Annotated in this window: 10 protein-coding genes; 1 reads left to right on the top strand and 9 read right to left on the bottom strand. The window is 54.1% G+C overall.

The features are described from left to right. Positions 1–14: 14 nt before the first annotated feature. The 8 genes from COO92_RS02860 to COO92_RS02825 all read right to left on the bottom strand — a co-directional run bounded on the left by COO92_RS02860 (position 15) and on the right by COO92_RS02825 (position 9,442). Complete coding sequence (locus tag COO92_RS02860) at positions 15–887, bottom strand: formylglycine-generating enzyme family protein (RefSeq protein ID WP_101299707.1); 873 nt, start codon at positions 885–887, stop codon at positions 15–17. 226 nt (positions 888–1,113) lie between these two features. After that, complete coding sequence (locus tag COO92_RS22015) at positions 1,114–1,593, bottom strand: hypothetical protein (protein WP_165792263.1); 480 nt, start codon at positions 1,591–1,593, stop codon at positions 1,114–1,116. Positions 1,594–1,643: 50 nt separating this feature from the next. Then, positions 1,644–2,072, bottom strand: coding sequence for a universal stress protein (locus COO92_RS02850; RefSeq protein WP_101299705.1), 429 nt, complete (start codon positions 2,070–2,072; stop codon positions 1,644–1,646). Between the two features lie 14 nt (positions 2,073–2,086). After that, the gene (locus COO92_RS02845; RefSeq protein ID WP_101299703.1) at positions 2,087–4,690 is read right to left on the bottom strand and encodes a TRAP transporter permease; all 2,604 of its coding nucleotides are present in this window, start codon (positions 4,688–4,690) and stop codon (positions 2,087–2,089) included. Between the two features lie 463 nt (positions 4,691–5,153). Next, complete coding sequence (locus COO92_RS02840) at positions 5,154–6,131, bottom strand: TAXI family TRAP transporter solute-binding subunit (RefSeq protein ID WP_101299701.1); 978 nt, start codon at positions 6,129–6,131, stop codon at positions 5,154–5,156. 205 nt (positions 6,132–6,336) lie between these two features. Next, positions 6,337–7,167: a beta-keto acid cleavage family enzyme gene (locus COO92_RS02835; protein WP_101299699.1), complete on the bottom strand. Its 831-nt coding sequence runs from the start codon at positions 7,165–7,167 to the stop codon at positions 6,337–6,339. Next, complete coding sequence (locus COO92_RS02830) at positions 7,167–8,543, bottom strand: aspartate aminotransferase family protein (RefSeq protein WP_101299698.1); 1,377 nt, start codon at positions 8,541–8,543, stop codon at positions 7,167–7,169. Before COO92_RS02830 ends, COO92_RS02835 begins: the two co-directional genes overlap by 1 nt. 2 nt (positions 8,544–8,545) lie before the next feature. After that, positions 8,546–9,442, bottom strand: a complete 897-nt coding sequence (locus COO92_RS02825) for a MurR/RpiR family transcriptional regulator (protein WP_101299676.1) — start codon at positions 9,440–9,442, stop codon at positions 8,546–8,548. Between the two features lie 275 nt (positions 9,443–9,717). Here COO92_RS02825 and COO92_RS02820 point away from each other — a divergent pair, with 275 nt between their 5' ends. Continuing rightward, positions 9,718–10,812, top strand: coding sequence for a response regulator (locus COO92_RS02820; protein WP_101299675.1), 1,095 nt, complete (start codon positions 9,718–9,720; stop codon positions 10,810–10,812). On the opposite strand, the gene asnB is transcribed toward COO92_RS02820, so the two are convergent. Beyond that, the gene (gene asnB / locus COO92_RS02815; protein ID WP_101299673.1) at positions 10,780–12,711 is read right to left on the bottom strand and encodes an asparagine synthase (glutamine-hydrolyzing); all 1,932 of its coding nucleotides are present in this window, start codon (positions 12,709–12,711) and stop codon (positions 10,780–10,782) included. The two genes, COO92_RS02820 and asnB, sit on opposite strands and share 33 nt — an antisense overlap. Positions 12,712–12,741: the final 30 nt, after the last annotated feature.

Genomic DNA, 12,741 nt, shown 5'->3' with positions numbered 1-12,741 from the left:
AAATCGGGCTGACCTCAATCGCGATACATCACACGAAAGCCGATCAGAATATGTCTAAGATGTTCAGGCCGTGCATGGCGGGCAGCCGGGCGACAGACACCACAACCGCGATCATCCCAAGAACCACCTTTGACAAAGCGATAGCCCGCCTGTCCGGACGTTGATGTCCATTCGAACACCTGCCCGACACCATCCAAAAGTCCAAACGGCCCGGCATCATATTGCCCGACCGGGGTTGTATCGAATGGGCCACGATCACCACTGTTTAAAAGGGCCGGGTCATAGATATTGCCCCACGGATAGAAAGTCCCCTCTTCCCCGCGAACGGCCTTTTCCCAATAAAGTTCGCTGGGCAATGACCAATTTTTCCCGGTCTTTTCACTCAGCCACTCAACATAGGCTTGCGCATCCTGCCAGGATACCAGCACCACAGGATGATTGCCGCGTCCTTTTGGGGGACGTCCCTTTTTCCACAGGAAAGGCACGATCGTATCGTAATTGTAAATCAGCCCCTGCCTGTCCCATTCATCCTTGCTGATGTCCGGGGCGGCATGTCCTGAATCCTTGATAAACTTGGCGTAATCATCGTTGGTCACCGGGGTCTTGGAAATATGGTAGGGCAGAAGATGAACGCGCCATTTATCGCCTTCGATATCATACCAGCGGTTGCGGCGGCTAATGTCGTGGCCATAGACCTGCTCGTCAATATCATAGGCATATTTACGTTCGATCCCGTCAGACCCTTGCCAAAACCAACCGGCGGGGATTTCGACCGTTGACGGTCCCGTGATGGCCTCCGATTGCGCAAAAGCACCATCTGAAAACGCCAAAAGGCATGCCGCTGCGAAAAACTTTTGAATAATTGCAGCTTTAACACTGTTCTTCATCGGTAATTCCCGTTTTGCCCGGATCTCATTCTCACGGATTATTCAACCCGCCAAGCGGCATTGCCGAACCTACCCTGTGATTATCAACATGATGAAATTTGACCGCTTTTTCAATATGTTTGCCCAGATTATTCCCCGTCGGGCTTGCGACTTTGCCCAAGACACAGGGATTGGCAGATAAACACCGAACCACCACCTCACACGCAGCTGTCACAGAACAGTGAAACTATGTGACGCCGCCTTCCAGATGATTTGCGCCATAGTCGACGTGACTTGAGGACGTTAGCTCAATCACGCTCCTTTCGACATTTAATGACAGCATCTTCAGAGAGGCAATAATGACCAAGAAAACAAACCGTTTCGCCCAAACAGCACTTATCCCGGCACTGGCCGTTGGCGCCAGCCTTGCAATGGCAGCCCCGATGGCAATGGCCGCACCGCTACCCACCCCGACCGCAGAAGTCGCAACCTGCACGGCAAATCCATGTGCTGCGAACCCATGTGCCGCAAATCCGTGCGCTGCAAACCCTTGTGCCGCAAACCCGTGTGCGGCGAAAAAGGTTGTTAATCCGTGCAGCCCATGCGCAGCCAACCCTTGTGCGGCTGCTAACCCCTGTGCTGCAAACCCGTGCGCTGCTAATCCATGTGCCGCGAAATAATCGCGTCCATCCCGATATTCTCCTGATAAAAAAAAGGGGCGATGCATATGCATCGCCCCTTTTCCTATATCGTTTTTACGGTCTGTTCAGACTGCGGCTATTCGCGCACAACCATCACAGAACAGTCGGCATGACGCACAACACGCGCAGCATTCGGACCCAGAAGGTAATCTTTGAGTTCCGGACGATGCGCCCCAATCACAATCAGATCGCAGTTGGTTTTTTTCGCCATTTTCAGGATCACTTCGTAAACCGTTCCCTGCCCGATGATGTGCTGCACCTTGATATCGTTGGGAATATGCTCTGATACGAACTCATGCAGACGCTCATTATAGGCATCAAGAACCTTGGTCTCGTAGCCCTTCGGGAAGAACTGCCCGACCATCGACATACCCACCGTGGGGACCACGGTCAGAACGTGAAGACGTGCGCCAAAACTTTGCGCCTGCTTGATCGCAACCGGAACCGCCTTTTTCCACGACGAGTCATGATCAAGATCCACTGTAACCAGAATATCCTTATACATGGACTTGGCCCTCCTTAAGCCGCTTCAAGCGCCAATTCGGCGCGACGACGACGGCGTTGCAGAACGATGATCCCACCCAGCAACAGGAACGCAGGGATATAGAACACCTCTTTGGGCATGCGACTGGCTTCCACCTTGATCGCGGTGATTTCAAAATCGAAATCAAGCCCCGCTTTCTCCGCTGGCCCGCCAAACACCAGATCGTCGATAAAGACCTTTCCATCTTCATCGCGCACAGCAAACCCTGCGTTATAAAGACGGTCTTCACCCGATGCTTCCGCCCCCAAAGGCAACATCACGGATTTGGCGATTTCCTCGCCTTCCAGATTGATGCCCTCGACATCCAGAAGGATGCTGGTATTGGCCGGCATTTCGGCTGCTTTTTGCACAATTTCCGTCGCCGGAAGGTTTTCATAAGGCGGCTCAATCATATCAAGCCAGAACCCCGGACGGAACAAGGTGAAGGCAATCAGAAGAAGGGCCGCACTTTCCCACAGTTTCGATCGGGCAAAGAAATACCCTTGCGTTGCTGCGGCAAAAATCAGCATGGCGATAATTGATATGACGATCACCACCACCACATCGAGCGGGTGATCAAGACCAATCATCAAAAGTTGCGTGTTGAACAGGAACAGGAACGGCAAAACCGCAGTGCGCATCGAATAGAAGAAGGCCACAAAGCCTGTTCGCATCGGATCGGCACCCGATATCGCCGCTGCGGCAAAGGACGCCAGCCCCACCGGTGGTGTAACATCGGCCATGATCCCGAAATAGAACACGAACAAATGCACCGCAATCAGCGGCACAATCAGTCCGTTCTCAGCACCAAGTTCGACAATCACCGGCGCCATCAGGCTCGATACCACGATATAGTTCGCCGTGGTCGGCAACCCCATACCAAGGATCAGACTGATGACCGCAGTAAAGATCAGGATCAGCATCAAGTTGCCGCCCGAAATCAGTTCGACGAACTCAACCATCACCTGACCAATCCCGGTCAGCGATACCGTGCCCACAATGATCCCGGCCGCCGCCGTTGCAACACCAATGCCGATCATGTTTCTGGCACCGGTCGCAAAACCGTCCACAACGTCAATCAAACCAGCACGCAGCTCGTTCATATAATCAGGTTGCTTCCGGAAGAACGCCTTTACCGGGCGTTGCGTCAACATGATGAAGATCATCAGAACCGTGGCCCAAAAGGCCGAAAGTCCCGGTGATTTAAGTTCAATCATCAAGAACCACACCAGAACCACAACCGGCAGCAGATAATGCAAACCGGCCTTTGCGGTTTCGCCCAGTTCCGGCAGTTTGACCACCGGCTGATTGGGATCATCAAGCTCAAGGTCAGGGTATCTCGCCGCGTAATAAAGACCGGCAAAATAAACCGCCGCACATTCAATAGCGACAATCCAGCCAACCCCGTCGCCAAACAACTGTTTCTGCAACGTGATGGCGTAATAAATCACCCCGGACAGAACAACCAGCGACAAGACGAACAGCAACGAGCGCATCATCGTCTGACCAAGTGTCGAGGTACGCAGCTTTGGCAGGCCTTTCATATTGGCCTTAAGCGCCTCAAGATGGACGATGTAAATCAGCGCGATATAGGAAATCGTTGCCGGCAGGAAGGCATGCTTGATGACTTCCGGATAGGAAATACCGACATACTCGACCATCAGGAAGGCCGCAGCCCCCATGACCGGCGGCATGATCTGTCCATTGACCGACGATGCGACTTCAACCGCACCGGCCTTCTCACCCGAGAAACCAACACGCTTCATCAGCGGGATCGTAAAGGTCCCGGTGGTCACCACGTTGGCAATCGAGGATCCTGAAATCAAACCGGTCATGGCCGATGAGAGAACGGCTGCTTTCGCCGGGCCACCACGCATGTGACCAAGGGCGGCAAATGCGACCTTGATGAAATAATTGCCCGCCCCGGCTTTATCAAGCAACGAGCCAAACAGCACAAACAGGAACACAAAGCTTGTTGAAACGCCAAGCGCAATGCCAAACACACCCTCGGTGGTGATCCACTGATGCGACATCGCCTTGGAGAAACTCGCCCCCGCCCATTGCAAGACATCGGGCACCCAAGCAGCATTCCCAAAGAACACATAAGCCAGAAACAGCACAGCCACACACATCAAAGGTGGGCCAAGGGCACGCCGCGTTGCTTCAAGCAACAGGACCAGGCCAACACCGGCAACTGCCAGATCCTGCGTAATCGGCAGGCCCGGACGCGAGGCCAGATCGCGATAAAAGATATAGATATAAAGCGAACAAAACGCCGCAGCCGCCGCCAGAACCCAGTCAATCACCGGGATATAGGAGCGCGGTGAACTTTTGAACGCCGGATAGGCCATAAAGGCCAAAAACACGGCAAAGGCCAGATGGATCGACCGCGCTTCGGTCGAGTTGAAAACACCAAAACTAACGATATAGGGAAGCGGCGATGCCAGCCAAAGCTGGAACAAAGACCAAGCCACCGCAACACACAGCAAAATGCGTGCTGTCATGCCTGTTGGCTGGCGCGCACCTGTATCATTTTCCGCAATAAGATCCTGAAGATCCTTATCAGATGCGCGTTGGTTCGCATTATTAACGTCGGTCATTACAAACTCCCGGTCTGATCGAAGAATTCCTGTACTGGTGGTCCAGAATCAAAAAATCTCCGTCGACACACACCCGGTCACCTACGGAGTACAATGATGCCAATAAAAGCACCGGTTTTCTTAAGTTTTCAGGGTCTGAACCCAATTGAATGCTTGAAATGGTCGCGAGGAATTTGTGCGGATATCAGGAGCATTACCGTAGCAAGGCTCGCTGCCTCGCAAGGTGATGCGACGTAATAGCCGGTGCAAATTCCTCCGATCCGAAGGACATCAGGACACTCTGCGACCTGCTGCGTCAATCCCCTTGCCCGGGGCAATACCCCGCGCGGCGGAGATTTCCTTGCATGTCTTGCTTGTTCTGATGCCATTTTAAATATTCAATTGGGTTCAGACCCTAGATGTACCCGTTGGGCGAAAGAAAGAAAAACGGAGGGCAGAATTCTGCCCTCCGTTCCAACCTGAATTACATCAGGCCTGCTTCTTTGTAATATTTTACAGCGCCATCATGCAGCGGTGCAGATAGGCCGTCTTTGATCATTTCGTCTTTGACGAGGTTCGCAAAAGCCGGATGCAGCTTTTTGAAATCGTCAAAGTTGTCAAACACAGCTTTGACAACGTGGTAAACAACGTCAGCATCGGTTTTGGTCGAAGACACGAAGGTCGCGCCAACACCGAAGGTTTTCACGTCATCAGGATTGCCGCGATACATGCCGCCCGGAATGGTGGCAACACGGTAATACGGGTTATCCGCAACCAGTTTGTCAATTTCCGGACCGGCAACTTCTACCAGAACCGAATCACATGCCGTGGTGGCTTCCTGGATCGAACCGGACGGGTGACCAACGGTGTAGATCATCGCATCGATCTTGTTGTCACACAGAGCCTGCGACTGTTCAGCCGGTTTCAACTCGGACGCCAGTGCGAAATCGTCAAGGGTCCAGCCTTTGGCGTTCATCACGATGTCCATGGTGTCGCGCTGACCCGAACCCGGGTTACCAATGTTCACACGCTTACCTTTGAGGTCGTCAAAGGTTTTGATGCCGGCATCTGCACGGGCAACAACGGTGAACGGCTCCGGATGGATCGAGAAGACGGCACGAAGATCTTCAAACGGGCCGACGTCTTTGAAGGCTTTTTCACCATGCAGGGCATAGTACTGGATGTCCGACTGGGCAACACCAAGGTCGAGTTCGCCTGCGCGAATGGTGTTGATGTTGTAGGACGAACCACCAGTGGACTCGACCGAGCAGCGAATGCCGTGCTCTTTACGGTCTTTGTTCACCAGACGGCAGATCGCACCACCTGTCGGGTAGTAAACGCCTGTTACGCCACCGGTACCGATGGTGATGAAACGGTTTTCCTGTGCCGACGCCGGACCGGCGAAGAGCGAGGCACCTGCAATCGCAGCAATTGCACCCGCTACAGCAATAAGTTTTTTCATTAGGAATAGCTCCCTTGTACACCCTATTATTACGAATTCAACCGCTCCGCGTGGAACCGAAGAATCACATAGAAACATCAGATAAATCAGATGCTTCGACGGCGGGATTATAGGTATCGGAACACCGAATTAAAAGCCTATAAAGCCCGAAACCTCCTGATAGAATTTAAATTTTCTACACTTTTGCCGCTAAGATCGGCCAAAGCTACCATACGGGGTGCATGATCTGCTTGGCCTGTTCGCCCGTCGCGATTTTTCGCGCCATAAGGCGGGCACCCTCGCGCGCCTGAGCAATCAGCTCAGCATTATGGTCTGCAGGCGATCCGTCAACCAAAAGATGATTATTTTCAAATCCAATGCGCGCATGCCCGCCTAATCCTGCCCCGGTCAGGATACAGGCATTCTCAAACGCCCCAAACGCGCACACCATCCACGTAGAGATATAAGAACTCGTTCCGATAAACGGCAATAAATCAGCCGGATCAGAGACCTGTCCCGCGCTATAGCGCCCTAAAACAAACAAAACCGGGAACTTTTCCCCCGGCAAAACCCCAGTTTCCACCAGTTGGTTAAACCGCCTGACGTCATCAGAGGCATAAAGAATGAACTGCGGGGAAATTTTGGCTTCGCGCATGAAGGCAAAGAATGATTTTAGCGCACTCACGTCAAAGCCATCCGGTGCGATTTCACGAATGGCAATCGACACTGCCTCGGGCACAAGCCCGCGGACCATCGCCATCTGATCATCGGCACTATACATGCCGACCGCCTCGGTTGTGACCTGCAAAACCATATCATCACCGACTGCGGCACGAACTTCGGTCAGCATTTCGCGATAACGCCCAACATCAAGGCTATGTTTCTGATCCTCATCACGGACATGCAGATGCATCATCGCCGCACCGGCCTGCTTGCACGCAAGGGCCGTTTGGGCGACTTCAGCCGGAGTAATCGGGATGTTGGGCACATCGGCCTTGGTTTTTCGCGCGCCATTCGGGGCTGCGGCAATCACAAACGGTGTCCGGCCATATGCCATTATGCCAGTCCTTCTGCGGCAAAAACGTCATCAAGGGCGGCGGCAAAAAGATCAACAATCTTGGCAACATCATCCTCAGTCACAATAAACGCCGGGGCAAACAACACGTGATCGCCACGCACTCCGTCAATCGTCCCGCCCATTGGATAGGCCATAAGCCCGCGTGCAAAGGCCGCCTTCTTGACCTTGGCATTGATCTTCATGGTCGGATCAAACGGGTCTTTGGTTTCGCGGTTGGCCACCAGTTCCACCCCGCGAAACAGGCCCCGTCCGCGAATATCCCCAACAAACGGGTGCTGCCCCAGTTTGGCCCGAAGGCCATCGGCAAGATTTTCGCCCTGTTTGACAACATTACTCAAAAGATCACGCTCCCGAATGGCGCGCTGGGTTGCCAAGGCGGCGGCACAGGCCGTCGCATGCCCCTGATAGGTATGACCATGCTGGAAAAACCCTGAACCGTTGGCGATGGCATCATTGATTTTCTTTGAAACCAGAACCGCACCAATAGGCTGATACCCCGCCCCCAATCCCTTGGCGATGGTTTGAATATCGCCTGAAATGCCTTCCTGCTCAATCGCATGCAGCGTGCCGGTTCGGCCCATGCCACACATGACTTCATCCAAAATCAGCAACACGCCATACTGATCACAAATCTCGCGCACGCGCTTAAAATATCCCGGCACTGGCGCCACCGCACCCGATGTCGCGCCGACGACCGGCTCGGCAACAAAGGCGGCAACGTTTTGTGCGCCCAGTTCAAGGATTGCGGTTTCAAGTTCATTGGCAACGCGAAGGCCGTATTCGGCATCGGTTTCACCGTTGCGCTGATCACGATATTGGTACACTGGCGCGATATGGGTTGCTGTGATCAACAGTGGCTCAAACTGTTGGCGGCGCCACATATTGCCGCCGACCGACAGCGCCCCCAGCGTATTGCCATGATAGGACTGCCTGCGCGCAATAACGTATTTCCGGTCCGGCTGCCCGATTTCCAGATAATATTGCCGCGCCATTTTAAGTGCGGCCTCGGTCGCCTCGGACCCGCCCGATACGAAGTAAACCTTATCCATCCCGTCTGGCGCATGGGCAATCAGGTCATCGGCCAGTTCTTCCATCGCATCGGATGAAAAGAACCCGGAATGGGCATAGGCAATCTGATCAATCTGGGCATGCATCGCCGCACGGACATCGGCATCGGAATGCCCAAGGCACGACACCGCCGCCCCACCACAGGCATCCAGATAACTTTTGCCATTCTCGTCAAAGATATAGATCCCCTCGCCCCGGACTGCACGCGGCGGGGTCGCGACACTGCTGCGATGAAGCACGCGGGTTTTGGCATTGGGGACAGATGGGGTGTTTGATGCATGCGTCATGATCAGGAATTCCGTGTGGGGCTGGGATCTTCGACATAGGTGTCAAAGGCTGCAAGTTGTTCTTCTGCCGTGGCAATCCGCTCCAGGGCCTTTTGCCCACCGCGCGCCACAAGCAGGGCAACAATCGCCTGTACAAGCGACACCGCGGCGGTAAAGCTTTGGAAAAAGGACTGAGACTTATCCGAAACGATCAGTTTGATCATCGCATCAAGTGCAATCGGCGCGACGTCGGAATCACAAATGGCAATCACCGGGCAATGCTGGCTGCGCGCATAATCTACGGCGCGCACCGTATCGCGAATATAGGGACGTGCACCGATGGCAATCATCACATCGCGGCGGTTGATCCCGCGCAACTGATCACCAAATGCACCCGACCGGCCATCGACCAGAACCACATTGTCGCGAAATAACCGATAGGCATAGGCAAACTGATAGGCCGCCGGATAGGCCGCACCACGCCCGACGACAAAAACCTGTCGCGCATTTTCAATCGCGGCACAGGCGTCGATGGTACGCCCTCGCAATTCCGCCCCAAACGCCTTGTCAATGTTATCGATTTCGGTGCGTGCGATGCTTTCGAGCAAATGCTGATCACGATCCACATCCTGCGAGACATTCTGGGTTTCACGCGCCCGGTTGGCATAACTTGCCGGAAGATCAAGCAAACGGTTCTGATAATGATCGCGAAACTGTTGCCAGGTATCGACACCAATGGCCGTCATCAGGCGCGTGACCGTGCTGGGCGGAACATCGGCGGCCCGCGCAAGGGCCCGCATTGAGCGCAGGGCAACATCATTGGGATGATCAAGGATATAGCGCGCAGCCTTCTGCATCTGCGGACTTAACTTCCCATAATCAGATATCAGTTTTTCGCGCAAATCCGCATGAAGTCCCATCGGTCAGGCACCTTTGTTCAAACGATCAGACAATTACGCCACAAGCCACAACCTTCCTCAACAATTGTTTCATTTAATTAACATTTTGAAACAATTGTTTTGCCGTTTTGTTTCGTGGCGACGGGCGGCTTCGCCGCTGCATCTGTTAAAAAATATGGACTTATTAGAAAAAAATGTAACAATGAACGAAATCAAAAATGAAACCTATGCGTTTCAGACAACAAGACTAATTACCTTTTGGTAAGGGACTGGGCACCGAATCGACAAGGTGGCCAATGAATAACCAGATCATCGAAGCACTGGCACAAACACAAGCCGGCATCGCATTGTTCGATGCCGAAGAACGTATTGTGTATGCCAATCCTGCGTGGGAACAGCTCATTACCGGCGTTGCCGAAGAAGACCTTCTGTTTAACGAAACAGAATTGCCCGAAGGCGGGATGATTTCGGTCTGTTTCGTTAAACCACAGGCCGCCCCGCCCCCGTCGATGCGCCTAAATGCGTCCGCCAACGACAGCAACATCGGCACCGTCATCATTGCCGATGACAGCGAAAGCAACCGCATGGTCGCACGGCGTATTTTACAATCCGAGGGATACACCATTGTCGAGGCCAGCAACGGGCAAACTGTGCTCAATATGCTGCGCCGTGGCGTGGCGGCAGATTTAATCCTGATGGATGTTGAAATGCCCGACATGGACGGGCTGCACACCACGCGGCGTATTCGCCATATGCAAGGCCCCATTTCCCACACACCGATCATCGCCCTGTCGGCCCATCAATCGCGGGACTGGAATGTCATTGCCCGCCAATCAGGTGTGGATGAATTCATCAACAAACCGATCCAGCGCGGCCCGCTTCTTGAAACCATTCGTGACCTGATTACGCGGGCCCCCGTCGACAAACTCAAACAAAACAACCTGCCATCCCCGCCGCCGGTCCTGCGCAGCAAAAGTGCGCGGCTGGGCAAACGGATGCGTCCAGAATCACCAACAAGTCCGGTCCTTGATATCCGCGTCCTTGAACAGCTTTACAACGATGCCGGGGACGAAGGGGCGCGCTGCGGGATTGATATTTTCATCAATGAAACCGAATCCCGTCTGGTCAAAATCGACAAGGCCTTATCAGAAGACGATTTATCGACGGTGCGCAGCGAAGTTCACGTCCTCAAAAGCACATCCGGCACCTTTGGTCTGCGTCAATTGTCCGAACTCTGCGCAACCACTCAGACGATTTTCGACGAAGACGAGATTGATGAAGGCCACGTCACGGCCCTGTCACGTCAGGTAGTTCAACTTGCCCCGACGGCACTGACGGCCTTAAACCTCTATCGCCGGTCACGAAGCTGGGGCGATGACGCGCGCGCTTGATGGCGGGAATGATTGCTGTGCTAAAACCCGCTGGCGCTTAACCGATCCATCGTTTAACCACATCTGCCAGACCATCAACGCCCACAGGGTCAGCGCAACATCAGGCGCGCGCCCTGATATGGCCCGTTGCCAATAAACAGCGCGCCGGTCTTTAGGCACATCAAACCCGTCAAAAAGGGCGGTACAAATCGTTTCGGCATCACCCCAGACATGACGACAGATCTTTGCCAGCCAATCCGCCGTTGGCGGGTTAAATCCGATCTTTGGGCGATTGATATGCTCCTTGGGTAAATAGGGTGCGACAACCGCGCGCCAGATATCCTTACCCCCACGTCGCAGGTGCTGTTTGGCCTCAATCTCCGCCGCCACACGCACCACCTCATGCCCAAGCAACGGCAACCGGTACTCAACGCCAAACGCCATGCCCATCCGGTCCGACATCATCAATTGATTACCCGGAAGCGTCACATCGCGATCAAACGCCATCATCAGAGCCGCCAACCCATCAGCATCAGTACCATCAACATCCTGCATATATTTGACCAACCCGGTCTTAAGTTCCGGCACCGCACATCTGTTGTTCCACACTTCAAACGCACGTCTGGCATCGCCTTGCCCACCCTCAAGGAACCGCGCCATATTGCGCGGCCCATTGCGCCCGACCATGCGGGCAAGCATCCGACGAACCGATAGGGGTACAGAACGCCAATATTGATCAAACAACCGTGCGCCCTGATACCGTGGGTAGCCGCCAAACAGCTCATCTCCGCCATCGCCCGACAAACAGACTTTTGCGTGACGTCCAACCACACGTGACAGGCTGCGCATCAAAACCACGGATGGATTGGCAAACGGCCCGCCAATGCTGTGCAGGGCTTTTTGCAATTCATCAAAAATCTCATGCGGTTTTTCCGGCGCGGACACGACATGAATTTCTTGCCCCAGATGACGCGCAAGCCTTTGTGCTGCGCGCGTTTCGTCCACCGCCGGGTCGTTAAACCCCATCACGAGACCAGTCGGCGGCACCTGCCCGCGTTCGCGCGCAACCGAACAGGCCATCGCGGCAATACCGGCACTATCAAGCCCGCCAGATACCAGCGTCCCAACCGAACAATCGGCATCCATCGCATCTGCCACCGATTGCCACACGGCACCATGCAGCTTTGCGGTCAGTTCGGTTTTCGTTGGTGATTGAACTCGCGTCGATGTTGTCCGCTTTACCGTATGGGAAATTTCATCGTTTTTGATCTGCCCATTCTGCCACCGCAAAACCTGTCCGGGCGGCACCAAACGCACATCAACAGTCCCGGTTTCAGGTGATGGTACAAACAAATGTGCAAAATAGTGCGCGCGCACCGTCTCATCGCGGTGCAATGGGCCAAAGGCAGAAAGTGCGGATGGTTCAGACGCAAAAGCAACATGCCCATCGGGGCGGTTCATCACATAAAGTGGCTTGATGCCAAGCGGATCGCGCGCCAGATACAAGACCGCCTGATCCCGGTCCCATAAGGCCAACGCATACTGCCCGGAAAGCTGCGCCAATGCGCCTGCGACATCACCATCAACCGCTATCGCATGGGCCAAAAGATGCAAAACAAGCTCCGCATCACTGTGACTTCGCACCGAAACGCCGGTTTTCTTTAACGCGGCAAGCGCACGGCGATGACCGACGACATAGCCATTAAAGACCAGCACAAACCGCCCATCGGCCGAGGTAATCGGTTGCGCGCCAGCCGACGAAACATCCGTCGTCGCAAGGCGCGCACATCCGATTGCACATCGATGATCGGGATCATGCCAGACGTCCTGACCGTCAGGACCGCGATGGGAAAGATGGTTCAAGGCATCGGATAAAAAAGCCTGGTCGTTTTTTGCCGTCGCCCCCGCAATACCGCACATCGCCCTGTTCCCGATCTATGGCACCCGCGA

This window comes from Thalassospira lohafexi, assembly GCF_002844275.1.
In the GTDB taxonomy this organism is placed as follows: domain Bacteria; phylum Pseudomonadota; class Alphaproteobacteria; order Rhodospirillales; family Thalassospiraceae; genus Thalassospira; species Thalassospira lohafexi.
The sequence above is the reverse complement of the archived record's forward strand: the minus strand, read 5'-3'. Positions and strand labels throughout refer to the sequence as shown.

Bases quoted from the DNA above. Each gene is read 5' to 3' on its own strand.
- COO92_RS02860 (WP_101299707.1), bottom strand. From the start codon at position 887: ATGAAGAACAGTGTTAAAGCTGCAATTATTCAAAAGTTTTTCGCAGCG.
- COO92_RS22015 (WP_165792263.1), bottom strand. From the start codon at position 1,593: ATGCATCGCCCCTTTTTTTTATCAGGAGAATATCGGGATGGACGCGAT.
- COO92_RS02850 (WP_101299705.1), bottom strand. From the start codon at position 2,072: ATGTATAAGGATATTCTGGTTACAGTGGATCTTGATCATGACTCGTCG.
- COO92_RS02845 (WP_101299703.1), bottom strand. From the start codon at position 4,690: ATGACCGACGTTAATAATGCGAACCAACGCGCATCTGATAAGGATCTT.
- COO92_RS02840 (WP_101299701.1), bottom strand. From the start codon at position 6,131: ATGAAAAAACTTATTGCTGTAGCGGGTGCAATTGCTGCGATTGCAGGT.
- COO92_RS02835 (WP_101299699.1), bottom strand. From the start codon at position 7,167: ATGGCATATGGCCGGACACCGTTTGTGATTGCCGCAGCCCCGAATGGC.
- COO92_RS02830 (WP_101299698.1), bottom strand. From the start codon at position 8,543: ATGACGCATGCATCAAACACCCCATCTGTCCCCAATGCCAAAACCCGC.
- COO92_RS02825 (WP_101299676.1), bottom strand. From the start codon at position 9,442: ATGGGACTTCATGCGGATTTGCGCGAAAAACTGATATCTGATTATGGG.
- COO92_RS02820 (WP_101299675.1), top strand. From the start codon at position 9,718: ATGAATAACCAGATCATCGAAGCACTGGCACAAACACAAGCCGGCATC.
- asnB (WP_101299673.1), bottom strand. From the start codon at position 12,711: ATGTGCGGTATTGCGGGGGCGACGGCAAAAAACGACCAGGCTTTTTTA.